Source organism: Bacillus cereus group sp. BfR-BA-01522 (assembly GCF_022662635.1).
Taxonomy (GTDB): domain Bacteria; phylum Bacillota; class Bacilli; order Bacillales; family Bacillaceae_G; genus Bacillus_A; species Bacillus_A cytotoxicus.
The window spans coordinates 48,075-72,455 of sequence record NZ_JAKUDY010000013.1; the positions used below are offsets into that span (position 1 = coordinate 48,075).

The following is a 24,381-nucleotide window of genomic DNA, read 5'->3' on the forward strand; positions in this document are numbered from 1 at the left end:
AGTACCTTCAAATGAAAAGGACATCCGTGCCGGATGTCCTTTTCGCGCTTATTTCATTTGCTTGTTCATCGCGCTCATCATTTGATTAATTTTCTTTTGAGACGGTTTTTGTCCCATTTGCATCATCATCATTTTTAACATTTGTTCATTAATTGGTGGATTTTTTTGTAAGTAGTTCATCATATATTTACGAGCGATAAAAAAACCTAACGCTACGCCTGCTAGTAATGCTACTACACCAACTAGAATACCTGACCAAATTGGCATATATTTTCCTCCTTCATGTTGTCTACCTTACAGTGTACTAAAACCTTTTCAATAAGACAAGATGATATTCGACATTTTTTATACATATGTTCGTGCTTGCTTGAGAGGATTTAGCCAACCATACTTCTTATTTTCATAATCCATTGCTAAAAATGTTAATTCACATTTTCTGAGCACCTCAAAAAAAGTTGTCTCCATTGAAACATTTCCAGAGGTATTCATTCGAATGTACTGTGGTTTCACCATTATTTCTCCGTATTCCGTCCCTGTATACAGCATATGTGTATGATATGTTCTATTATATTTCCCTAAATGGTGTAAAGCTTGTTCTAATTTATGATGAATTTTTATGACTTGTAAAGGCATCGTAATATACATCATCTGCTTATATAGTACTTTTTTTTCCGAAAGGGATTCAGATTCTGAAAATCGAACAAATAAATCAAAAAGCAAAGATTCACGACCAAAGTATGTCTTCGCAATATCTTCTTGAATTAAATACAATTCATACGTTTTCATTTTTCTCCTCCCGATCTGGACAATCTTTTTCTCTACATTATATAGAAGAATATGTGCAATGATTGTCTGACTACGGAAAAAGAAAAAACTTTTTCTGTCGAATTCAGTCATTTACATAGAAAAACCTCTCCATATCGGAGAGATTTTTCAAAGCTATTAAAGCATTTCTTTCACTTTACGTACAACGTTTTCTACAGTGAATCCGTACTCTTCCATAATCTTTTCACCAGGAGCAGATGCACCAAACATATCGATACCTAATATGTCGCCTTCAAGACCAACGTAACGATGCCATCCGAATGTAGCACCCATTTCGATTGCGAAACGTTTTGTTACTGCTTTTGGTAATACTGATTCTTTGTATTCAGCAGATTGTGCTTCAAAACGATCCATAGATGGCATGCTGACAACAGATGCATCTATACCATCTGCCGCCAACGCTTTTTGCGCTTCAATTGCTAAGCTTACTTCAGATCCAGTTGCAAGTAAGATGACATCAGCTGTTTCTTTCTTGCTTGCAGAAATTACATATGCACCTTTTGACACTTTCTCATAAGTATCTTCTTTTGCACCTTCTAATGTAGGAAGATCTTGACGAGTTAAAATTAATGCCGTTGGTGTTTTTGTAGATTCTAAAGCTAATCTCCAAGCCGCTACAGATTCGTTACCATCAGCTGGACGGATAACAGAAACATTCGGCATCGCACGAAGAGCTGCTAATTGTTCGATTGGTTCATGTGTTGGACCATCTTCACCAACAGCGATACTATCATGCGTGAATACATATGTCACAGGTAATTGCATTAATGCCGCAAGACGAATTGCTGGGCGTAAGTAATCAGAGAATACGAAGAATGTACCACCGTAAGTTTTTAAACCGCCATGAAGTGCGATACCGTTCATTGCTGCACCCATTGCGAACTCACGTACACCATACCAAATGTTTTTACCGCTGTAATCAGCTCTTGTAAAATCTTTCTCGTTATTCATATATGTTTTGTTAGAACCAGCAAGGTCTGCAGATCCACCGAAGAATGATGGTACAGCTTCTGCGATTGCATTAATAACAGCACCTGAAGAAGAACGAGTTGCTGTTTTTGATCCTACTTCATAAGTTGGTAGATTTTGTTCCCAGCCTTCTGGAAGCAGACCTTTCATCGCCATTTGTAATTCATTTGCTAATTCTGGGTATGCTTTTGCATATTCACCGAACATTGTGTTCCATTCAGCTTGTGCTCTTTCACCAACATCTTGCACTGTTTTACGGAAGTTTTCATATACTTCTGCTGGTACGTGGAAATCTTCTTGTGCAGTCCAAGCGTATGCTTCTTTTGTTAATTTTGTTTCATCTTTACCAAGCGGAGAACCATGCGAAGCTGATTTTCCTGATTTGTTTGGAGAACCGAAACCAATTGTTGTTCTTACTTCAATTAGCGTTGGGCGTTTTTCGTCAGCTTTCGCGCTTTCAATTGCGTTTGCAATTGCTTCAATATCATTGCCATCCTCAACGCGGATTACTTGCCATCCGTATGCTTTATAGCGATCTTCTACACTTTCAGAGAATGAACGATTTAAATCACCATCTAATGAGATATCATTGGAATCATATAATACAACTAGTCGTCCTAAGCCTAAATGTGCTGCTAACGAAGATGCTTCAGCAGACACGCCTTCCATTAAATCACCATCACCGCAAATTGCGTATGTATAATGATCTACAACATTGTATGCATCACGATTATATTTCGCTGCTAAATGTCTTTCTGCCATCGCCATCCCAACAGCAGTTGAAATACCTTGTCCAAGTGGACCAGTTGTTGCGTCTACACCTGGTGTATGACCGAATTCTGGATGTCCTGGTGTTTTACTTCCCCATTGACGGAAGTTCTTTAAATCATCCATTGTTACATCATAACCAGATAGATGAAGTAAGCTGTATAACAGCATAGAACCATGACCTGCAGATAATACGAAACGATCGCGGTTAAACCAAGTTGGATTATTTGGATTATGTTTCATAAACTTAGTCCATAATGTATAAGCCATTGGTGCTGCCCCCATTGGCATTCCTGGATGACCAGAGTTTGCTTTTTCAATCGCATCAATGGATAATGTGCGAATCGTGTTGATAGAAAGTTGTTCGATTGAATGTGACATGCTATTCTTCCCTTCGCTTATATTAGTAAACGTTTTATACATTTATATGATAGCTTCCCACGCAAGATTATACAACATGTATCGACAAATATGTTGATGTTTTTTTGTTTTTTATAAAAAAACAACGCAATCCTTTGAATGTATGGGCATTCAATCTGTCATACTTTTTCCTTGTTTTTATATTAAAAATAAAATAAATTATCCGTATATTTATACACAAATATCTTATTGCTTCATTTTTTATCTTTTCACCTACCTCTTCCCCTATAAAAATATGTATTGTTTCTGCATACTGAAACAATACATATCCGACTGCTATACAATTCGTTTTCTTATTGAACTTGAAAGAAAATCAACAATAATTACCATAATAATAATTCCAAGTAAAATGATTCCTGCCCTCGGCCAATTTCTTGAGCTTAATGCAAAAATAAGTGGTGTACCTATTCCGCCCGCCCCAATAACACCTAAAATCGCCGCAGATCGGACATTAATCTCAAAACGATAGAGCGTATAAGATAAAAAGTCGGGTAATACTTGTGGCCATACCGCATACCAAAGGATTTGAAAACGATTTGCTCCATTCGTCACCAAGGCTTCAATAGGTCCCTTCTCTATATTTTCAATTCCCTCTGCGTACAACTTCCCTAGCATACCGATAGAATGTAATCCTAATGCTAAAACACCTGCGAAAGACCCTGGTCCCACTGCTTTTATAAATAGCAGTGCCATAACTAATTCAGGGAATGTACGAATAAAACTAAGCACAAACTTTCCTATTGATGACATTCCTTTCCCTGCATTCATATTTTTAGCTGCCCAAAATGCAAATGGGATAGAAAGAAAAGCAGACACAAACGTACCTAATATGGCAATTGCTAATGTATCCACTAAACCGTGCAATAAATCTTCACCACCTGGTAAAGAGACATATGTCCAATCTGGATTCACGATCCCAGATAAAATCGCTTTTGTAATTTGTCCCGCTGTATCTTTTATCCCCTCAACAGGTATTCCTGAAAATGCCCATATATATAAGAGCATCAATGCAATAAAGATCATCCAACGATATAAACTCATTTGCTTCGGTTTTGGCACAATCACTGTAGGTTTGTTCATCATAATTTCTCCCGTAATACTGTACTTATATAATCAATTAACAACACAACAATAAGTGTATAAATAATAATAGAAGACGTTTGTTGATACTGTAAAAAACCAAGTGTACGGTCATAATATAATCCGATACCACCCGCACCAACTAAGCCTAAAACAGCTGCTGCTCGCACATTTACTTCAAACGTATATAATACATAGGAAACAAATTGCGCCATTACTTGTGGCATCACTCCATATACAATCCATTGCATTTTATTCGCTCCTACAGCTGTCATCGCTTCTAACGGACCTAGATCAATTGCTTCAATCGATTCGTACAATAATTTAGCAATGATTCCAACTGAAAAAAAGATAAGAGCGAAAATTCCCGGAAGCGGACCAATTCCAAAAATCGCAACAAAGATAGCTGCTAATAATAAATCTGGTATCGTCCGAATAAAATTTAGCACAAACCGAGCTGGGCCATATAAAAGAGCAGTTGTAAACACATTATTGGCTGCTAATACAGCAAGTGGAATAGATAGAATAGCTCCGAAAGTTGTACCAATAATCGCCATGCGAATTGTTTCTAAAATAGCAGTCGTAATGACTTGAAAGTAGCTCCAATCTGGAGGTACCATTTCCTTTAATAAATCGATCATATTCGGCCAGCCTGTTATAAGCTTCATAAATGATGCATCCACTTGTATGCCGCTACTCCAAAGTAATACAATCATTAAAGTCACTGTGAATATGTGCTTTAACTTCTTCGGCGGCTTCGGAATGTTTTTTGTATGAGTCATTGTTACATCTCTCATTTCGCCGCCACTCCTAGCAATTCATGCCGCTCAATAGAAGATCCATAAATTTCAGCAAATGTTTCATCTGTCGCTTCCTCTACCGTCCCGTCAAATACGATTTCCCCTGCATGCAACCCGATAATCCGCGTAGCATATTCCCTCGCTAATTCAATCGAATGTAAATTTACAATTGTAGTAATCCCAAACTCTTTATTGATCTGCTTCAAATCATCCATCACTTGTTTTGTAGTCAGGGGATCTAGCGACGCAACTGGTTCATCAGCTAAAATAATTTTTGCTTCTTGTGCCAAGGCTCGCGCAATTGAAACGCGTTGCTGTTGTCCTCCTGATAACTCATCAGCACGCATATATGCCTTTTCTAAAATGTTCACCCGCTCTAACGCTCGAAATGCAAGTTCTACATCTTCTTTCGGAAACAGTCCCAATACGGTACGCAATGTTGAATGGTACCCAACGCGTCCAGCCAACACATTTTTCAACACGGTAGACCGTTTTACGAGATTAAAATTTTGAAAAATCATTCCGATATCCCGGCGCATATGTCGTAATTCTTTTCCTTTTGCCTTCGTAATCGATTGTCCATCAATGATAATTTCACCTTCTGTAATTTCATGCAGTCTATTAATAGAACGAAGGAGCGTCGATTTCCCTGCACCAGACAACCCAACCATAACAATAAATTCGCCTGTATGAATTTTTATGTTGATCTTATTTAAACCTCTTGTACCATTCGGATATATTTTCGAAACATTTCGAAACTCAATCACACTTCTTACCTACTTTCTACTTGTTTTACGAAACAGAAAAACGGCTAACTAACAAAAACTACGTTACAGCTTCGTTAGTCGGCCATTCAACATTGGCAGTTCACCTATTCAGTTACTGTGTTTTTACTTTCTTTCCGTATTCACGAACGATATCAAATTTACTGTCATCAGACTTAACATATCCTTCATGTGAATAGACTTCCTTTATAATTTTATGCCCTTCTTCATCTTTTCCAATTTCAATAAAGGCATCTTGCAGCTTTTTGCTCCATTCTGCATCTAAATCAGAACGCACCGCAATTGTATCGTTTGGAATTTTTTCAGTGAACTTTATAATTTTTGTCTTATCAAATACATCTGGATAATCCTTTTTAACAATATTACGAGCATCTTGGAATACAACTGCCGCGTCAACATCACCGTTTAAAAGAGCAATAATAGACTGATCATGTCCCTTTAATGTAACTGGTTTCACATCTTTTAATGGATCAATCTCTTCCTTCATTAAAACTGCAGCTGGCCAAACATATCCCGCAGAAGATGTAACATCTTGATATCCGATTTTTTTCCCTTTCAAATCTTTAATACTATTAATATTTGACTCTTTCTTCACGACAAACTCAGATTTATAAAAGTCTACTAAATCTTTTGTAGGTTGACCTGTTTCATCGTCTACTCCAAATCGTTGCGCCTGTAATATGACATTGGCTGCTTTCTTCTCATGTGCCAACACGTAGGCAGTTGGTGGTAAAAAGCCTACATCTACCTGTTTAGATGCCATCGCTTCGACAATCGTATTGTAATTCGTGGAAACGCTAACTTTAACAGGAATATTGAGCTTATCACTTAACAACTTTTCAAGCGGCTTTGCTTTCGCCTCTAACGTATCTGCATTTTGTGAAGGAACAAACTGAACATTTAATGTTTTCGGTACATATCCTTTTTTCTTCTCTTCACTCTTCGTTGCACTTGATTCCTTTGTCCCACAACCACTTAGTAGACTGGCTGCTAGTATGGCCGTCGCCCCCATCATGAAAACTTTTTTTAACATGTGAAATCCTCCATTTTCTTATTCATAAAATGACGAGCTGTAAACACGTAGAAATATACCATAAAATTCCTAACACAAAGTATTATTTACAGAATCTTTACACATTCTAAACATTATATACAATCGTATTTATATTTATTTGTTATGATAAATGTATAAATAATATAAAAGGATGATTGAGATTGAAAGAACATCATACTGTACAAGTCAATATTCTACTTACAAGCGATATACATGGAACCGTTTATCCACTTCATTACCGAAATAACGAAAGCGCAGAAATTGGATTAGCAAAAATCGCAACACGTATCCAGCAGGAGCGTTCACAGCATAAACATGTCATCGTAATTGACAACGGTGACTTCATTCAAGGGACACCGTTTACTTACCACTATGCCACTTACGAAAGTGATAAAGATAATCCGATGACAATACTTGCTAACTACATCCACTATGATGCAGCCATTATTGGAAATCACGAGTTTAATTACGGAATGGACATACTAAATAAAGCCGTTTCACATGCTAATATGCCTTATCTCTGTGCAAATATTTTAGATAAAAGAACAAAAAAACCTTATTTTGGGAAGCCTTATTTGATCAAGCATATCGAACCAAATATAAAAATCGCTATTTTAGGAGTTACAACACATTACATTCCAAATTGGGAGCAACCGCATCATATTCAAGATTTACAGTTTGAAGACGCATTAGAAACAACAAAAAAATGGGTTTCTTTTATTTATAAGCATGAAGCACCTGATGTATTAGTTGTAGCTTATCACGGTGGATTTGAAAGAGATTTACAGTCCGGCGCACCAACGGAAACTTTAACAGGGGAAAATCAAGGTTTTGCCATGTGTCATGAAATAGAGGGAATCGATATCTTACTAACTGGTCATCAACACCGCTTCATCGAAAACGAAACAATAAATGGTGTAACTGTGTTACAACCTGGATGTAATGGCCATTCATTAGGGAAAGTTCAAATAGAATTGGAACAAAATAATAGTCGGTGGACCATCAAAACATGTCGTTCTGAACTGCTATCTGTAGAAGATGTTCCGGCAGATCATACGTTACTTTCACTCGTATCTGACTATGAAGAGCGAACGCAAAAATGGCTTGATCAACCAATTGGTACAATTGTTGGCGATATGAAAGTTCATGATCCGATGCAAGTTCGTTTACAGGATCATCCTTTTATCGAATTTATCAATAAAGTACAAATGGACGTAGCTGAAGTTGATATTTCTTGTACAAGTTTATTTCACAATGCATCTCCCGGATTCCCAAATGAGATTACAATGCGCGATATTGTTTCTAATTACATTTATCCAAACACATTAAAAGTCATTCGCATTACAGGACAAGATATTCTGGAAGCGCTTGAACGATCTGCTGAATATTTCTCATTGAATGAAACCGGAGAGATTGTTGTAACCCCTGCCTATATCAAGCCAAAGCCACAACATTATAATTATGATATGTGGGAAGGTATTTCATACATACTAAACATTTCAAAACCAGTTGGAGAAAGAGTTGTTTCCCTACATTACAAAGGAAAGCCTCTTTCTCTTACGGATGAGTATGATGTTGTTATGAATAATTACCGGGCAAGCGGTGGCGGGAACTACTTTATGTATCAAAATAAACCGGTTATAAAAGACATACCGATTGATATGTCTGAAATCATTGCAAACTATATATTGAAAAGAAAAGTGGTTGAAGCAACTCTCAATCAGAACTGGACGGTAATAAAATGAAGATCTAAAGAAACTACACCACTATATATTTCTATGAAAATAAAAAAGATGGGCTTGCCCCATCTTTTAATTTAGCTTGACATTATTTTTCTTTTTTAACGCTTTTAATTTCGCTGGGGTAATATCTTTCCCCTCTTCATTCACGATTTTAATTCCTTTTAATTCGTTTAACATGTTTTGGCGAAATCCTTTTAAATATTGTTCACGGAGCGATTGACGTTCCCGTTGTTCTTCTTCAGTTAAACCTTCATTCTTCGCTTTCCTCGCTAAGAAGTTAATGCGTTCAATGAGTTCGTGACTTAGCATCTCGAATCCCCTTTCTACTAAAAACTGATTATTATCATACAATAGTTAGTCTTGTTTATCAAGCAATTGCTTCGTATATTCCACATACCTGCGATGCACAGTAGCTTTAGAAACATCATATCCAAATCCACGAAGTGTCGCAGCAATCTCTTCAAAAGTTAATTCATTGCGGCGCAAACGAACAATCTCTTCAATCGGCACTTCTTTTTTCTCACGCCCCGTACTCAAGTGTCGGTTTTTCAAGTTTTTCTCCGGTCGAAATCCTCTTTCTACCGCTCTTTTCATGCCACGTTTAATCTTTAAGTTATGAATTTTCCTTTGATACTCTTCCACGATACTAATAATATCAAGTACCATTGAATCAGAATCAGACAGCTGCAATTCACCGTTATGTGTATGCGTATACACTTTTACTCCTTCTTTATATAAGCAATGCATTAAAGCAATCTTCGCATTTCCTCTGCCAAGCCTTGTTTCATCTTGAATAAGAAGTACCTCAATTTGCTCGTCCCGTATTATATCTAATATTTCCAATATTCCTTCACGTTCAATCGTGTAACCACTTGCTTGTTCTTCAACCACCTTTATAACATTCATTTGATATCGCTCAGCTAAATGCAACAATTCATCTTTTTGACGTGCCAATGATGTTTCTTGTGCCTCTTTCGTTGTACTTACACGAGCATAAATGATTGCATTCATTTGAAACCCTCTTCCTCTTTTTGATTTTTTTATTAGTTTAGCATAAATCTCTTACATGTTCGAACTTATGTTTGTAGAATGTTTTTTCACATGGTATACTTATGAATAAGAAAAACGAAAAAACGAGGTGTTAAAAAATGAAAAAGTTAACCAAACGCCAGCAAGACATTCTCGACTTCATTAAACTGAAAGTACAGGAAAAAGGTTACCCGCCTTCCGTACGTGAAATTGGTCAAGCAGTCGGCCTTGCTTCTAGTTCTACAGTGCACGGACATTTATCACGTCTAGAAGAGAAAGGATATATTCGACGCGATCCAACGAAACCGAGAGCGATTGAAATTTTAGGAGAAGAAAGAATCGAAATTAGCACACAATCTGTTGTTCAAGTACCAATTGTCGGAAAAGTTACAGCTGGTTTACCGATTACAGCTGTAGAAAGTGTGGAAGAGCATTTCCCACTCCCTGCAAGTATCGTTGCTGGAGCTGATCAAGTATTCATGCTACGAATATCTGGAGATAGTATGATTGAAGCTGGTATTTTTGATGGAGATTTAGTTGTTGTTCGTCAGCAACATTCCGCAAACAATGGTGAGATTGTCGTCGCTCTAACAGAAGATAATGAAGCCACAGTTAAACGCTTTTATAAAGAAAAAGATCACTTCCGTCTACAACCAGAAAACTCTTCTTTAGAACCAATTATTTTAAATACCGTTTCTGTTATCGGAAAAGTAATTGGTGTATATCGTGACCTACATTAAAAAATAGACCGAAATGGTCTATTTTTTAATGTACGTTAATTATACCATCGTCCATAGCTGTTTTCCTCTCAATTTGCACACCGTCATTTCTAAATGTGACGTCTCTGGCATCTTCCTTAAAAATCTGTACTTTGCATGAACAGTCGCGTTTTAACGTTCTTTCCTTTCCATTATATAAAACGAAAATGATCTTCACTTGTCTATGTTTAATTCACTTGAATGCTAACATCTCCCGCAGCTGTTTTTCCCGTGATTTTCACACTACCATCGCCAAATGTAACATTCCTGTCCTCTGTTTGAAAAATTTCTACTTCTCCTGCATACGTCTTACCGCTCACAACTGCATTCTGAGGCTTCTCAAGTAAACGAATATCTATGTCTCCCGCTTCTGAATTTGCTTCTAAATCGTATTTTGCATCATGATCCATAACCTTTACATCTCCCCTAGCTGTTTTGGCAACGACTTTACCGTTCGTTCTGTTTAGTTCCACTTCTCCTGCTTTTGAAGAGCCTTCTACTGTTTTTGCTGACACTCGCTCCATTGCAACATCTCCAGCAAGAGTTAAGGCTTCTACACGTTCACTCTTCACCTCACTTATTGTAATCTCACCTGCAGATGATTTCATTTTTATTTCTTGATAAGTACGCTCAGGAACAACAACCGTTAGCTTTGTTGCTTTAAACCCCGAAGATAAAAATGAAAAGTCAAATAAAAATCCTTCTTTTGTTTCCCCTTTTATTCCCAAAACATCTCCTTCTTCATTAACACTCACTCTTTGTTTTTCAATATTTCCTGACTGTTTCACATAGAAAGAAGAATCCTTTCCTTTTTGAATCACAATATCTCCAGCATCTAATTCAATATCTACATTTTTAATTGCCTCATTTTTTATAACTTTTTCCGTTTCTTTCTGCTCCGCCGCATCTACCATCTCCGAATATGTTTGTGATATACCAATAATGCCAACTACAATACAAACAATGGCTACTAACATTATTTTTTTCATCTTATTTTTCCCCTCTAATCATTTTGAGATTCCAATTGACGTAACGTATACAAAGATTTTTAAACCATTTTGTACAGTAGTAAGCACCGATACATACTAATAATCCAATCCCAAAAAATGTAATAGAAACAAATATATCAAGCCATAAAAAAGTGCCAGTTAGTATCTTAATCACGACTAGGAATGGTGCTATAACGGAGGAAATCCCTCCAATCCACAGTGAGAATATAAAACTTACAATTGTAATTAAAGGTCCTAATACAATAATGAAGTTTAATAAACTAAGCCCAACTACCGACGTAACAGCTCTTGTTATATTTGATGCAGACGGATCTTTTTTCATCTCATCAAAACGATATAAGGCTAACATCTCTTTTGCAATCGCTTTTGGCGAGCCAAGTCCCTTTATAATTTCTGCTTCTGTCTTCCCTTCTTCTAACCCAAATCGAAAATGTTCCTCATAGTCATATAGAATATCTCTTCTTTCTTCTTCTGGTAGCTTTCTAAGATGTGTTGATAATTCCTGAAGAAATTGCTCTTGATTCATATCATTACACCCCTTCAATAATTTCCTGTACCCCTTTAGCGAAATCACGCCATTCCGTTACAAGTAAATGTAGTTGTTCTTCTCCTTGATCTGTTAATTGATAATATTTACGCGGTGGTCCTTCCGTTGATTCTTTTAAATATGTTTGAAAATACCCTTCTTTCGTTAATCGGCGTAACAACGGATAAACGGAACCTTCTGATATTAAAAATTTATTAGAAATCTCTTGAACAAGTTCATACCCATAACAATCTTTTCTTTTAACAAGTGCCAGTACACAAAGCTCCAGCACACCTTTCTTAAACTGGACGTTCAAAGACAATCCTCCTTTTTATCAGTACTAATTAATGCAAGGTACTTACACTAACCATAATATACCATTTACTACTATTTATTACAAGGTACTGTTGACTATTTTACAGGAATATTGCATGACCATTATTATAGGTCGAAAGAACACCTCAAAAAAAAAAACGATAATTCCTTAATGAAGGACTTACCGTTTTTCACTAAAAATACTATTCGTAACTGTATATTAAAAATTTCATGTTTTGAAAAACTCCTGATAAATATATTTCTTACTATATATCGTTCATACTGGTATACCCCTCATCCCATCGACTGTTGCACCTGTTTTTGCTTCAACCTTTCTTCTAACACATGAATCATAAATAAGAAATGCTCCGCCTCCCTTACAACATGATCCGCTAATAGTGGATTAATTACATTGCGAATTTGACATGTTTGAATAAGTTCCAATCCTGCTTTTTTGAAATTTCTCAATTCAACTGTAGCGTTTTCACTATCTTTATTCATCTTTCCGATAATGGGGTATGTTGGTTGTTTCTGATATAACATTGATTCTACATCTCTAGCTTGACTAAGAAGAACTTCGAAATCATCACCAAATTTTAAAGCGGTATGAACTAAATTTCGTTCTGATTGATCAAGTAATGAGGCAATAAAACGAGAATGTTCCATCATAATTCTTAACCAAAATACATTTTCACTAATGATCGCATCTTGAATTGGATCCATTTTCCCTTCATTAAATTTCTGAAGTGTTCGTATAAAATACTCTGCTTCTCGCGCAATATGATCTACTAATAACGGAAAGTTAAACCCACTTACTTTACAATTAATAATTAAAATTAAAAGATTTCTTTTATAATTACGAAATGCATAAACGAGCTGGATACTTTCTTCATTTAATTGCCTGACTGCTTGAACAGTTTGAGGGATAGAAAACGCTTTTTGTAAATGTCGATCAAAAAGATGAAAAAATTGATCCACCTGTTGAATTAAGTTAGTGTCTTTTCGGTTAAATCCTTCACCAAGAAAAAGTGCGTGCTCCTTCATAATCCTTAGCCAAAAGCGATTTTCAGTTAACGATCTCTCAATAAATAATTGTTCTGTTAATGATTCAGAAGGTGCAGCTTTCAATTCTGGCGGAAGTAACATCGCCCTCTGCGTATCCATAACAAAATGACCAGGAATCGATTGTTGTTCCTCGTTCGTCATAAAAATCCCCCCTATGCCCTAAAAACACCATTCCAACATGATATATATGAAAGATTATGATTTCCTATACCTTTCAACATCCACTTAAAAACTTCCAAATATATTGTTTTAAAACGTTCACACCTCAGCATGCGTTCCTTAATTATTTATTACCTGGAGCAGGCTTACGATGCTTATGACCATTATCTTCTGTTGTATAAAAATCATAATAATGAACATGCATTCCATTTCCAACTGGAATCGCCGGCCCTGAGTACGCTTTATAGTAATGAGTATGCTCATCCTCAAATACAACATAACCTTCTGTATAATGTACATGTCTATCCTGCGTTTGAATTGGGGGAGAAGATACATCTAAACATTGATGTACATGCCCTACATCTACAGATGTATAATCTACAGACCCCTGATTATGACTCGGTACAAATCCAGAAACAAAATCAACCTTCCCTACCCTGTTCACCCCACTCACTCCTTGTCCATAGAAATAAACTCTATACATGTATATGTTTAAAATTAAAATTCATACCTCGAAGTTCCGGTACTTACTAGAGATTGATTTTATTGGGAGAGCTAGCCCTCCCCATGCGCAAATTTCATAACTTACACTTTAAGTTATGAAATTTGCGCGACTTAAGAAGCGATCCATTGCTTTTTCGTTTCGGAACTGTTCTTTTTTTCCTTAACAACAAATAAGACTCCACCCAGATTACGGTAGCGCCTACGAGAATTGCTATTGGTTTAATCATTAACAAGTATATCCGTCCCCTTCTTCAACATGTACGAGAAACTCAAAATAAATACGACATTAAATATAATAATAGAAGACCACATATTAACATGATATTCTTTACTTGCAATTAAATTATAAATGTTATGGACCAAGAAATTAGCGCCTATAATCATTCCACCTAATATTGAACTAATTAATATGCTCATTAAATAAAACTTGAGCTTCTGAAACATTTTTCATATCCCCCCTTTTCTAAACGAAACTTGGTTTAAGTTTTTAGAAAATAATAGCATCCATTTTCTATGTATTATTAAACCTATAGTTTAACTAAGGTTATTTTAAGAAAGCATTACCTATTCAAATGTCCATTTTGTGCACTCACTAATCGCCTTAACACTTAGAAGAACTCAACTATGGAAGTTCTACTTGAGTATATGTTTATATAAAGGCTGATCTTTCCATGTAGTTTTTTATTTTACTCAAGGGGAGTGTGAAAGAAAAAAGTGTATGTTAGTAACGAAATGAAATATACAAGTGCATTTGAGGAGAAACGCCGTCCCATAAATTACGCCATACATATGCTACGAATCACTATAAAGAAAACAAGGATTTAGTATTGCTATGTGATCAACTTGGTCATACCTCAGTCGAGGTTACTAGTATCTATACAAATATTAATAAAGATAAAAAACGTAAGGCTGTTGATCGTTTAGAAAGAAGGCAATTTGAATAATAACTGGTTCATGGGATCCCACCAACCACACGACATAAAACCCACGTTAAGACATTTTCTAGAAAGTGAAAACCCTGATTTTTGTACGCTAAGGAATGTAAAAGCGACTTGGGGGATTCCCGACGGCACTGAAAGCATGAACATCACTTTCTAATTTCAGAAAAATTAAATCAAAAAGGAATTGCTGACGAATTCAAAAAGGCAATGAAAACAGAAATCTCGTATTTTGATAGAGAAGACCTACATGAATATGTACAAGAATCGGCTAAAGAATTAGTGGTTTTATTCCATCAAGACAATAACTGTTCAAAAGCAAGTAACTATTTTTATCTTAGCCATCTAGCAAAAGAACAAAACTTTGAAAAGAAGGCTTTAAAATGAAAAAAGTAATTTTTAGCTTAATTGGATTAACAGCTGCATTCACATTTGCGTTTAATTCTAGCCATGTAACTAATACACAGAAAGCGCTTAGCGAGGACAAAATTGTACAATATGCTCATAGCCATACGGGTGCATAATATGAATGTTATAAAGTGGCCTTTGGTTGTCTCCAGCGAATCTACTTACCATAAAAAAATTCTTCATTTTTAAATTAGAATCCTTTGAAATTCGATTTACTTTTTCAAGAATATGATTTACATTTATCATTTAATCTCCTATATACATTACAAACCGTTCAAACTTCTCTCCACTCCCAGAAATTTTTCAACACTCTCTAATATTCCTTTTTTATTCACTCCCCCAAACCATAGAGTTTCACCCCCACACGACGAGCTAGCATTCCAAACAAAAAGGAATGGAAGACCAAAAGATAACATCAAAACAAAGAAATAACTAGTTTTTCCTTTCAGGGCATGCCAGTTAACGCAAATTTCGTTATAGGCAGTGATTGTGAATATATTATTCATTTCCCTGCACAAATTCATTTTCGTTATGGATTTTTTGAAATACGATTCTGTTAAGTACAAAAAAAGTGCAAAGTTTTTTGAATAAAAGCAAAAAAAGGTGATTACATTAAACATTTATTACAGTCAAGAATATTTATAAAAATATGAGTATGAAATCAACTTTATGTAATGGCGGAGGACTTGATGTGGATATAACTCAAAGTATGGCCAGAATAGTTGTTAATGGGAAAGACCTTCCTTTTACTTCAGTTAGAACTTCCAGATGGCATATTGGACCTGTGGATGATTTAATTGTTTCAACCAAGCAGAGAGTAGAAGCGTTTTATCAATTTATGTGGTCACAAGTGCCAATGATGATTGTAATGTATTTTCTGCAAGGTGCGGAGTATGTGAGATTTACTCAGATTATTGGAATTAATGAAAGTATAACAGGAGAATATACCTATTATTTCTCTTGGGGATAAACCGAATTTAAAGTAGCGAATTCGCTGCTTTTTTATTTTATAAAGAAATTACCGTAAGGAGGAAGTATGCAAATTGGATCTGGTTGAAAAATATAAGGTCAGTGTTAATACCGTTAAGTCATGGAAAACCAAATACAAATGGGATAAAAAAGAAATTACAATGACAGAAATCGCAAATTTAATCAAGAACATGTACCGTCATCATTACACACCTCAAACGATTTCAAATATGACAAAATCTGTTTCTAAACAAGTTAAAACGTTTCATCAACGTCCTTTACCTACTCGCTATATATGCGTGTAGGTAGATGCAACCTATATCATATGACGTCGTAAAACGGTGTCAAAAGAAGCTATTTATATCGCTGTTGGTATTTGTGAAAACGGATCAAAAGAAGTGCTTGCGTACACGATTGCGCCAACTGAATCAGCGTATAACTGGCAAGAGCTTTTAGAAGAACGCAAAGATCGCGTGATGTAAAGGATATTTCAGATGGCTTAAAAGGCATGATAGATGCCATCTCAAACATCCTTCCAAGGTTGGCAAAAAAAACGAAATGCACCTGCAGAAAAACCAATCGCATCGCTACATAGTTTAGTAACGCGTAACTCCACTGATATCTTGAATTTTTTTACGCCATCATCAAATTTTTCAACTCCATTCATAACGGAACAATTTAAGATTTGAAGCAATTAACTTCGCCATAAATGGTTGACTTGCTGTTAAAAGGAGAGCCCTGTTGTCTTTTATGATGCGTTCATATTGTTCCCACAATGGTTCAAATGGAATAATTCCACCCCAGTTGCATGCAGTAGTTCCGTAAGGCAAGTTACACAAAATCATATCAATTGATTTATTCTTAATTATTTTCATGCCTTCCAAGCAGTCCATACTAAATATTCGATTCAACATTTCTATAACCGTACTTTTTATGTAGTTTCTTAGCATTTTATAAAAAACACAAGGAAACTGTCCACTGTCGTTTGCACGCATAAAAATACGTGTTACAATATTTATAAAAAAATCTCCGTTCCACATCCCCGTAAAGATTTAGACGTTGGACTTACACAAGAAATCTTGAAACAAACCGAGCTGAAATAGCCCCCCTGCTTATAAAATGAACGCTAATAAATATTATATATATTAATTTTAAATTCATAAAACTAATGGAGGAAACACAAATGAAAAAAGATTATTATGCATTCCCTGCTGTCTTTAAATTTCTTGATAATAAAGAAATTTTAGTAACATTTCCCGATCTGCCAAATGTTATTACAAACGGTTTTAGTCAAGAAGAAGCCTTAAAAATGGCTAGAGATGTATTAGGTGGTTCTTTATCAATAATGGAAGAAGATAATACCCCTATCCCTTCGCCAACCCATATAACAGATATAACAGATTTAAACGATAATGAGTATGTTTTATTAGTCGATGTCAGAATGCCACCGTATAGAACGACCGACAATGTTAAATTGAAAAAGAAAACATTAACTATCCCAGAATGGATCGACAAAGAAGCTGTAAATAAAAACATCAATCAATCAAAATTGCTTACTGAAGCCTTAAAAGAAACATTAGGTTTCAATGATAATACACACACACCTTAAAGAGGCTGGGACATAACTAGCTTCAATTCGGATTTCTCTATTTTTGATTCTGGTGCAAAAACTATTTGATGAAGACATAGAACCTACATGGTCTGTTCCATTACAGATTATGATGCAACTCCAAACAACTTATGTATGAATTTTACTTCATTTTGGACAGACTTCACCCGTTGGTGAAGTTGTCCCTTTTTCCTCATACGCATCACTTCAATGCCACTCAATATAGAATTGGCTGTTTCATATGACTTGAATCCCAACATAGAACGCACAGGCTTCTTTAATGAAACGATGATCTTGTTCCACTTGAATAGATTTTGCTTTTCCATACTGATTATCATGTCCTGTTTTAGAGTACTAGTCTCAGTATATCCAAGTTTAGAAGATTACTTCCAGGTATTTTAAAGTTTTTGCACCAGAACCACTTATAATATTAATAGGCTAACAGGAAGAAAAAAGATGTTTTAAAAAGATTTTGACATTTTTATGATCATTGCTCCATTAAAAGAATCAAATTGCCCTTTAACGAAATAATCCCAATTGCTTATTCTAACGATTTGACATTATTAGCTGCTCAAACTCTTGTAACCCTACTTTTTCACCGAATAAAATCTTTTCTAAAGTAAGAGTTAACAAATATGGTATCTTGTTTAACTCGTTATTCGTAAAGTCTAGGTTATTTAACATTACTATAGCTTTGTTACTATCCTTATAACTAATTAAAACTGAATAATAACCTGCCCAATATCCATCGTGAAGAATAATCTTCTTATATTGAGGATGGTTTTCTATTTTCCAACCAAGTCCATATCCCCCGGAATTTTCATGCAAACATGGACAATATCCATTCGCAGCTTCTCCTTTAATGAAAACTGAATCTATAATACTTTCCTTGGTTTGTTCTGATACTAGGTCATTATGATAAATAGCACGCTCCCATTTCAGCATATCATCTACGTTGGATTTTATACCTCCATCACCTTTAACACCATCGAAGAAGTAAACATACTTGTGTTCTTCCATTTCATTTGGAAGCCTATACAAGTCCTGTTCCCAATCATAGATAAAACCTAACGAAAAATTTTCAATGTCGTTATTTAAAAATTGTGAATGTGTTGATGTATTGAACATATTTAAAGGTGTAAATATTCTTTTCTGTAAAAACTCTCCGTACCCCATTTTAGCAACCATTTCTATGATTTCTGCAAGTAATACATAACCAGTATTACAATACTCCCACTTTTCATTCACATGAAATAACACTTCGGGCTTCTCAACTTTCAAAAATTCAACTATATCTTTATTCGTTGCAATTCTATTAGGGTTCCAGTTAGCTGGATTTTCAAACCATTCCATGTAATCTGGAAGTCCAGAAGTGTGATTTAACAGATTTTTAATAGTAATGTTTTCATAAGAAAGAAAAGGGAAAAACTTTTTAAGATTATCATCTAGCTCTAGTTTTTTCTCCTCAATTAGTATCATAATTGCCATTGCTGTAAAGCTCTTCGAAATCGAGGCAATTTCGAATACTGCATCAAGAGACTGTTGACTTGAATTATTTCTCTTGCCAATTGCTCTCTTGTAAAATGCTTTACCTTCCTCAGATAATAATATCACCCCGCTAAATAGCCTATTTTGTTCTAAGAAATCTAATACCTTATCTAGCTCTTTACGCTTCAAATTTTGTCCATTCATAATTCAATGACCTCATTTATGATTTTTGTATTTAATATGAGATACATTATTATCAGAGAGGCGTACCTCTTATTGTTGATTATATAAAGTTGAAAATATTTAAAAAGTTAACTTCTCTTTTTTATGAAATGATTATTCTACCAAACTACCTCTCATAATAATTATTCCAAAATTTAGAAACTTTAACAATCCCTTTATTCAAGATATAACCGTTTATTGAACAAGAAAAACCCCTGTATATCAACTTAAAATTTTCAGTCAAACCTTATTATAAACGTCGCGACTTTATTTTAAAGCTCCAAAAATAAAATTGTATTCACAAAATTCTTTCTTGTAGAAATATGCAGAAAGAATGGCATTTTGGGATACATTCTTAAAATTAGAGTATACACTGTTAGAAGAAACATTAATGCAAATGGATTTTGGAAAGATTGCCGCACAAAACATTCCTTATTTTAGAATGTATGCGGCACGTGTACAACAATTGTTACAGAAACGCTATAAAGAGGTTTAAGTGAATAAAAATGAGGTGATAAAGAATAATCATGTTCGGAATTGGGCTGTCAGTTTTGCTGATAGCCTTTTTATTTCTCCAAGTATATCCGTTCCATGAACAAAAGTTAGAACAAAGAAATTATGATGAATATGAAATCTGGCTCATTATTTGGACATGGGTATGTCTCTATGTTTCGCACCATTTTTTACAGGAAAACACATGGCAATGGGTAGTGAAAATCATTGGTGCAACTTTTTTTACAGACTTTTCAATTGGATGTGTTGGAAAACAAAGTATATATGATTTTCAACACAAAAAGTTTCCATTTCAAAAAAATGACGTTTCAGATTCGTTTGTAATCGAAAGTTGATAATTTAAAATAAAATTCACCATGTTCAATTTCATCCGGAATATGATTCAATAGTTCCTCGGCTTTGTTATAATGTTCCCTTGCACTTGTGAACTGGTTCTGGTGCAAAAACTTTAAAATTTCCGGGAATAATTTTCCAAACTGACAAACTTTGAAATTCTGGATACGATAGTACATCTCTAAACCACTTAGGATCTTCCCTTTCATTTTTGATAAATGCTGCAAAACAGTAGATTGAGGTATGTGTAATAGTTCAGTTAACTGTGTTACATTGCAGATTTTATGACGCATTAATTCTTCTACAATTTGTATCCTTACTAGATGTGACATAATTTTCAGTAATTCTGCGTCCTCTTCTGGAATTTTATATGTTTCTTTTTTTATTTTGAATTGTTGTTATTATATTATCTCCTTTTTATTTTCTATTTGAATTTTTTAGGTACCATCAATGTTTTTGTGTAAATGACTTTTTAACCTTTTCAGATAAAACGTCACTTTTGGTACAAAAATAACTGTATTTGAAGGTTTGATTTTACGCTTCAAATTCCTCAAACATCGCTACTAATGCTGCACGTGCCTTATTAAAACCGATGTGGCAACGCGTGGCGAAGCGTTAATTATAGTGCTCAAATTACGAGACTCGGAATCGTTCCATTGACTCTTCATTTTGAAACTGTTCTTTACGCTTTGTGTATTTTTTTACTTTTCCGTATAAAGACACACGTTCATCAACAGTCATAGAGTGTTGTTCACCAGTAGAACCACTAATTAACAATGCTGGTACATTGTACTTCTTATAATAATTAATTAATGATGGGATACCTTCTAAATGCAGATTACCATCAGTAGAAAATGGCGTAACCATTGCAACACTAAAAGAACCAAAAGGATTTTTCATTTTTTACTCCTTTACTATTTGCATTTTGATATGAAATAAAAATATTTATAAATATTCCTCCAGCTGAAAGAATTGGAATTGGAAATCAAAACAATAAGATTACGATTACTTTTTTAAATTCTCCTTCATTAAAAAGGAAATATTTTGCTCATCTTCATTTGATATTTTTTCTAGTTGATTAACAATTAATTCTCGTCTGTGTAATGGTTGGTTTTGACTCAACTTTTCTTTTCCCTCAATTTTGATAATTTTAATTTTGAATCCTTGAATACCTTTGTTCATCCCGGAGAGATAAGTAGTGTCTAGATCTTTTAATTTATATGAACTATTAGGAGCTTCATACTTCAATACCATGTCATGTAAGGAATCCATTAATTCATGTTCATTTTCAATAAATTCGAATTCTCCATAGACATGAACAGTCACATAATTCCATGTGGGTACTGCTTGGTTGGTCTCGTACCAAGAGGGAGAAATATAACAATGCGGCCCATGAAAAATAGCTAAAACTAATTTATTTTCAATATCTTTCCACTGAGGGTTCTGAAGAGCAAAATGACCATATAAATAAGTGTTCTCTTTATTTAAAAGTAGTGGTAGATGTGTTGCAAAAGGTATATCTTCATGCATTGAAACTAATGTTGCAAAGCTGTTTTTATGTATTACATCGTAAGCAACTTTTAGTTTTTTCATTTTAAATATTTTAGGAATGTACATAAAAAATCTCCTTTCAATTTGTATATAAATTTTTTAGTACAACAGGCAAGCGGTTCACAATTATAACAACCTTTGATAAAGATAGTAATATACAAACTGACATATAAAAAGGTACAATTTTTAATAAATATACATGTCAAAGGAGTCAGGAAATGAAAAATACTATTTTTGCTTTTAAAGGCGATTCCCCAAAATATATACAGATCTATGAGCAGTTTAAAGTATTTATTGAACGAGGGGATATATCCGCTGGGGAACAATTGCCGTCGATTCGACAACTTGCAGAATCTCTTCAAGTGAGCCGTAATACGACTTTAATGGCTTATGATCAACTTGTAGCTGAAGGCTACATTCGTGGAGAAGGAAGAAAAGGTTATTTTGCAAATGAAATTGAACCTTTTTTATCTCAAGAAATGTTAATCCATTATGATAAAAAGAAACAAGAATCGTTACTATCTTCTTTTATTGACTTTAAGGCTGGTGCAGTAGATCAAGTAAACTTCCCATTAAAAATATGGCGCAGAATTTCTAATAAGGTGTTAACTTTACAGGAAACTTTTCAATACGGGGAACCCTTTGGGGAGACATGCCTGCGTGAACAAATATCCACATACTTATTCCAATCTCGTGGTGTGAAAACTGAACCGAATGCCATTATTATTGGGGGAAGTACCCAGCAAATGCTTATATATCTTGGACAAATACTTAAGGATGATTTTCAAAGCGTTATAGTTGAGGACCCCGGTTATGATGGTGCTAGAGAAGCTTTTAAATTAAATCGTTTTGCTCTTGAAACTTTACCAGTTTATGAAACAGGTGCTGATTTTTCACAATTAGAACATATGAAATCACGATTAATTTATGTAGCGCCTTCTCATCATAGTCCCTATGGGGTAAGTATGCCTATTCAGCAACGACATTCATTAATTTATTGGGCGAAAAAAAAGCAAGGATATATTATTGAAGACGATTATGATAGTGAATTTCGCTACACGCAACAACCATTTCCAGCTCTTGCTTCTATTGATTCTACAAGGGTAATTTATCTAGGGAATTTCTCAAAGGCATTTCTTCCGGGTATACGCATGAGTTATATGGTATTGCCACAGCCAATTTTAAATCGTTACAAAAATCAATTTCTTCATTTCGAAAGTACCACTTCTATTCTTAGCCAATTTACCATGGCCAAATTTATGGAAGAAGGAGAATGGAACAGTCATATTAAACGAATGCGTATTGTTTATAAAAAGAAGATGCACCACTTAGTATCAGTATTAAAAGAACATTTCAATGAGAATGTATCTATTATTGGTGAACAGTCGGGTTTGTATTTATTAATTAAAGTCCATTTGAACCGTTCAGAAGAATGGTTAATTCAACAAGCCCATTTGTATGGTGTTAAAGTGTATCCGACCACGCTCTACTTTATAAAAAACACATCCAAAAAACCAATTATTAAACTGGGCTTTGGTAATCTTTCTTACAATGAAATTCAGATTGGTGTAGAACTTCTAAAAAAAGCTTGGTTGTAAAAATCCCCCTGTAGTAGTTAGGCGTTTCTAACATCTATGGGGGGAGTTCGCTTTATAAAGATGATAGTTTAAAGATAAGGCTTAAATGATACTGAATTATAATTATTTTTCTCATACAATTCCATTATACAAGTTGCTATTTGTTGGATACCAAGTTCTATTTTCTTTTCATCTACTTGTGAAATGCTTAATCGGATTGCTTTCTGTTTCTTTCTATCTATATACATTCTAGAAGCATTATCGACATAGATATACCTTTCTTGCAATAGATAAATCAATTTATCTACATCTATTTATGGAGGTAAGAAATTGGTCATATAAAAACCCCTCTTGGGTTTTGTAAATGATATACATTTCGGTAAGTATGTTGAACAAGCATTTATTAGCATCTTCATTTTGTTTGTATACAATTGTTTTACTTTTTCTAAATGATAGTTAAACATACCTCTTTTTAAATAAATTTCTAATGCCCCTTGTGAAAGTGCCGATGTATTAAAATCAGTGTCGAATTTGTAACTTACAACGGAATGGATCATTGTTTCAAGAAGTACAACCGTAGCAATGCGTAATCCTGACAAAAATGCCTTTGAAAAGCTCTTAATATATATATTTCTTTCATTAGGTTCATAAGTAAACAAAGGATCTGCTTTAGAATCAACATCTAATTCTGCTAAGTAATCATCTTCAACAATGTATACATCATATTTCTCTGCAAGAGTTACGATTCTTTTCTTCTCTTTATTTGAATAGTGATGACCAAGTGGATTATGGAATCTTAGTACGATATAAAAGAATTTTATGTCATTGTTTCAGAATAGAGATTCTAGCCGTTCGAAATCTAATCCATCGTTAAGTCTATTCCTAGTATCTCACATTAATTTAGTTGTAAGGTGTCTATCATGCCAAAATATGTTAGCTGTTCAATTAATATTTTTTCTTTCTA

At 34.6% G+C, this 24,381-nt stretch carries 27 protein-coding genes and 6 pseudogenes; 11 read left to right on the forward strand and 22 right to left on the reverse strand.

Translation table 11 applies throughout. From position 1 onward, the window contains the following. Positions 1-48: 48 nt before the first annotated feature. From MR059_RS17010 to MR059_RS17040, 7 genes are all read right to left on the reverse strand, one after another. On the reverse strand, positions 49-267 hold the full coding sequence (locus MR059_RS17010; RefSeq protein ID WP_012094776.1) for a YneF family protein: 219 nt from the start codon (positions 265-267) through the stop codon (positions 49-51). A gap of 78 nt (positions 268-345) precedes the next feature. After that, positions 346-786 (reverse strand): sporulation inhibitor of replication protein SirA, encoded by a 441-nt coding sequence (gene sirA, locus MR059_RS17015; protein WP_012094777.1) that lies wholly within the window; start codon positions 784-786, stop codon positions 346-348. 156 nt (positions 787-942) lie between these two features. After that, positions 943-2,943: a transketolase gene (gene tkt, locus MR059_RS17020; RefSeq protein ID WP_012094778.1), complete on the reverse strand. Its 2,001-nt coding sequence runs from the start codon at positions 2,941-2,943 to the stop codon at positions 943-945. A 315-nt stretch (positions 2,944-3,258) separates the two neighbouring features. Then, a complete protein-coding gene (phnE, locus tag MR059_RS17025; protein WP_242161917.1) occupies positions 3,259-4,062 on the reverse strand; it encodes a phosphonate ABC transporter, permease protein PhnE in 804 nt (267 codons plus the stop codon). Further along, entirely contained in the window at positions 4,062-4,859 is a 798-nt protein-coding gene (phnE, locus tag MR059_RS17030; protein ID WP_012094780.1) for a phosphonate ABC transporter, permease protein PhnE, read from the reverse strand. The genes phnE (MR059_RS17025) and phnE (MR059_RS17030) overlap by 1 nt, the downstream gene beginning before the upstream one ends. Further along, entirely contained in the window at positions 4,856-5,629 is a 774-nt protein-coding gene (phnC, locus tag MR059_RS17035; protein ID WP_210351726.1) for a phosphonate ABC transporter ATP-binding protein, read from the reverse strand. Before phnC ends, phnE (MR059_RS17030) begins: the two co-directional genes overlap by 4 nt. 112 nt (positions 5,630-5,741) lie before the next feature. Then, complete coding sequence (locus MR059_RS17040; RefSeq protein WP_012094782.1) at positions 5,742-6,680, reverse strand: phosphate/phosphite/phosphonate ABC transporter substrate-binding protein; 939 nt, start codon at positions 6,678-6,680, stop codon at positions 5,742-5,744. Between the two features lie 182 nt (positions 6,681-6,862). Here MR059_RS17040 and MR059_RS17045 point away from each other — a divergent pair, with 182 nt between their 5' ends. Further along, on the forward strand, positions 6,863-8,446 hold the full coding sequence (locus MR059_RS17045) for a bifunctional metallophosphatase/5'-nucleotidase (protein WP_012094783.1): 1,584 nt from the start codon (positions 6,863-6,865) through the stop codon (positions 8,444-8,446). Positions 8,447-8,512: 66 nt separating this feature from the next. Here the strand turns inward: MR059_RS17045 and MR059_RS17050 are convergent, their stop codons facing one another. Together MR059_RS17050 and MR059_RS17055 are read right to left on the reverse strand one after the other, a co-directional pair. Continuing rightward, entirely contained in the window at positions 8,513-8,752 is a 240-nt protein-coding gene (locus tag MR059_RS17050; protein WP_012094784.1) for a DUF896 domain-containing protein, read from the reverse strand. A gap of 45 nt (positions 8,753-8,797) precedes the next feature. Beyond that, positions 8,798-9,454 carry a YneB family resolvase-like protein gene (locus MR059_RS17055; protein WP_012094785.1) on the reverse strand — a complete coding sequence of 219 codons (657 nt, stop codon included), beginning with the start codon at positions 9,452-9,454 and terminating at the stop codon, positions 8,798-8,800. Between the two features lie 137 nt (positions 9,455-9,591). On the opposite strand from MR059_RS17055, the gene lexA reads away from it, so the two are divergent. Beyond that, complete coding sequence (lexA, locus tag MR059_RS17060) at positions 9,592-10,212, forward strand: transcriptional repressor LexA (protein ID WP_242161918.1); 621 nt, start codon at positions 9,592-9,594, stop codon at positions 10,210-10,212. Positions 10,213-10,418: 206 nt separating this feature from the next. On the opposite strand, the gene MR059_RS17065 is transcribed toward lexA, so the two are convergent. The 6 genes from MR059_RS17065 to MR059_RS17090 form a co-directional block, all read right to left on the reverse strand. Continuing rightward, positions 10,419-11,219 (reverse strand): DUF4097 family beta strand repeat-containing protein, encoded by an 801-nt coding sequence (locus MR059_RS17065; RefSeq protein WP_210351728.1) that lies wholly within the window; start codon positions 11,217-11,219, stop codon positions 10,419-10,421. A 1-nt stretch (position 11,220) separates the two neighbouring features. Further along, complete coding sequence (locus MR059_RS17070) at positions 11,221-11,766, reverse strand: DUF1700 domain-containing protein (protein WP_012094788.1); 546 nt, start codon at positions 11,764-11,766, stop codon at positions 11,221-11,223. Between the two features lie 4 nt (positions 11,767-11,770). Further along, the gene (locus tag MR059_RS17075; protein WP_012094789.1) at positions 11,771-12,082 is read right to left on the reverse strand and encodes a PadR family transcriptional regulator; all 312 of its coding nucleotides are present in this window, start codon (positions 12,080-12,082) and stop codon (positions 11,771-11,773) included. A 293-nt stretch (positions 12,083-12,375) separates the two neighbouring features. Then, positions 12,376-13,287 (reverse strand): DUF2935 domain-containing protein, encoded by a 912-nt coding sequence (locus MR059_RS17080; RefSeq protein WP_048723363.1) that lies wholly within the window; start codon positions 13,285-13,287, stop codon positions 12,376-12,378. A gap of 142 nt (positions 13,288-13,429) precedes the next feature. After that, positions 13,430-13,750 carry a YmaF family protein gene (locus MR059_RS17085; protein WP_210351729.1) on the reverse strand — a complete coding sequence of 107 codons (321 nt, stop codon included), beginning with the start codon at positions 13,748-13,750 and terminating at the stop codon, positions 13,430-13,432. Positions 13,751-14,028: 278 nt separating this feature from the next. After that, the gene (locus MR059_RS17090; RefSeq protein ID WP_087095175.1) at positions 14,029-14,253 is read right to left on the reverse strand and encodes a hypothetical protein; all 225 of its coding nucleotides are present in this window, start codon (positions 14,251-14,253) and stop codon (positions 14,029-14,031) included. Positions 14,254-14,544: 291 nt separating this feature from the next. Here MR059_RS17090 and MR059_RS17095 point away from each other — a divergent pair. From MR059_RS17095 to MR059_RS17115, 5 genes and pseudogenes are all read left to right on the forward strand, one after another. Further along, positions 14,545-14,753 (forward strand): annotated as a pseudogene (locus MR059_RS17095) (tyrosine-type recombinase/integrase); the annotation flags it as partial. Between the two features lie 204 nt (positions 14,754-14,957). Beyond that, complete coding sequence (locus MR059_RS17100; protein ID WP_012094793.1) at positions 14,958-15,134, forward strand: hypothetical protein; 177 nt, start codon at positions 14,958-14,960, stop codon at positions 15,132-15,134. After that, positions 15,131-15,271, forward strand: a complete 141-nt coding sequence (locus MR059_RS17105) for a hypothetical protein (protein ID WP_012094794.1) — start codon at positions 15,131-15,133, stop codon at positions 15,269-15,271. The genes MR059_RS17100 and MR059_RS17105 overlap by 4 nt, the downstream gene beginning before the upstream one ends. Before the next feature lie 533 nt (positions 15,272-15,804). Beyond that, positions 15,805-16,125, forward strand: coding sequence for a hypothetical protein (locus MR059_RS17110; protein ID WP_087095176.1), 321 nt, complete (start codon positions 15,805-15,807; stop codon positions 16,123-16,125). A gap of 160 nt (positions 16,126-16,285) precedes the next feature. Next, a pseudogene (locus MR059_RS17115) lies at positions 16,286-16,606 on the forward strand (transposase). 177 nt (positions 16,607-16,783) lie between these two features. Here MR059_RS17115 and MR059_RS17120 read toward each other — a convergent pair. Then, positions 16,784-17,038: pseudogene (locus tag MR059_RS17120) on the reverse strand (site-specific DNA-methyltransferase); the annotation flags it as partial. Between the two features lie 269 nt (positions 17,039-17,307). Between MR059_RS17120 and MR059_RS17125 the strand changes: the two are divergent. Continuing rightward, positions 17,308-17,733 carry a type II toxin-antitoxin system HicB family antitoxin gene (locus MR059_RS17125; RefSeq protein WP_210351731.1) on the forward strand — a complete coding sequence of 142 codons (426 nt, stop codon included), beginning with the start codon at positions 17,308-17,310 and terminating at the stop codon, positions 17,731-17,733. Positions 17,734-17,840: 107 nt separating this feature from the next. Here the strand turns inward: MR059_RS17125 and MR059_RS17130 are convergent. Further along, a pseudogene (locus tag MR059_RS17130) lies at positions 17,841-18,036 on the reverse strand (DDE-type integrase/transposase/recombinase); the annotation flags it as partial. Positions 18,037-18,279: 243 nt separating this feature from the next. Next, complete coding sequence (locus MR059_RS17135) at positions 18,280-19,425, reverse strand: serine hydrolase domain-containing protein (RefSeq protein WP_048723357.1); 1,146 nt, start codon at positions 19,423-19,425, stop codon at positions 18,280-18,282. Between the two features lie 352 nt (positions 19,426-19,777). Here MR059_RS17135 and MR059_RS17140 point away from each other — a divergent pair, with 352 nt between their 5' ends. Further along, complete coding sequence (locus MR059_RS17140) at positions 19,778-19,939, forward strand: hypothetical protein (protein ID WP_157671220.1); 162 nt, start codon at positions 19,778-19,780, stop codon at positions 19,937-19,939. 25 nt (positions 19,940-19,964) lie between these two features. Then, positions 19,965-20,291: a hypothetical protein gene (locus MR059_RS17145; protein WP_048723355.1), complete on the forward strand. Its 327-nt coding sequence runs from the start codon at positions 19,965-19,967 to the stop codon at positions 20,289-20,291. Positions 20,292-20,432: 141 nt separating this feature from the next. Here MR059_RS17145 and MR059_RS17150 read toward each other — a convergent pair. From MR059_RS17150 to MR059_RS17165, 3 genes and pseudogenes are all read right to left on the reverse strand, one after another. Continuing rightward, positions 20,433-20,621: pseudogene (locus MR059_RS17150) on the reverse strand (ArsR family transcriptional regulator); the annotation flags it as partial. A gap of 202 nt (positions 20,622-20,823) precedes the next feature. Beyond that, a pseudogene (locus tag MR059_RS21865) lies at positions 20,824-21,189 on the reverse strand (dihydrodipicolinate synthase family protein). Positions 21,190-21,294: 105 nt separating this feature from the next. Further along, a complete protein-coding gene (locus tag MR059_RS17165) occupies positions 21,295-21,906 on the reverse strand; it encodes an FMN-binding negative transcriptional regulator (RefSeq protein ID WP_012094804.1) in 612 nt (203 codons plus the stop codon). A gap of 152 nt (positions 21,907-22,058) precedes the next feature. On the opposite strand from MR059_RS17165, the gene pdxR reads away from it, so the two are divergent. Further along, positions 22,059-23,438: a MocR-like pyridoxine biosynthesis transcription factor PdxR gene (gene pdxR / locus MR059_RS17170; protein WP_210351732.1), complete on the forward strand. Its 1,380-nt coding sequence runs from the start codon at positions 22,059-22,061 to the stop codon at positions 23,436-23,438. A 293-nt stretch (positions 23,439-23,731) separates the two neighbouring features. Here the strand turns inward: pdxR and MR059_RS17175 are convergent, their stop codons facing one another. Next, entirely contained in the window at positions 23,732-24,238 is a 507-nt protein-coding gene (locus tag MR059_RS17175) for an aminotransferase class I/II-fold pyridoxal phosphate-dependent enzyme (RefSeq protein WP_308806031.1), read from the reverse strand. Positions 24,239-24,381 lie beyond the last annotated feature (143 nt).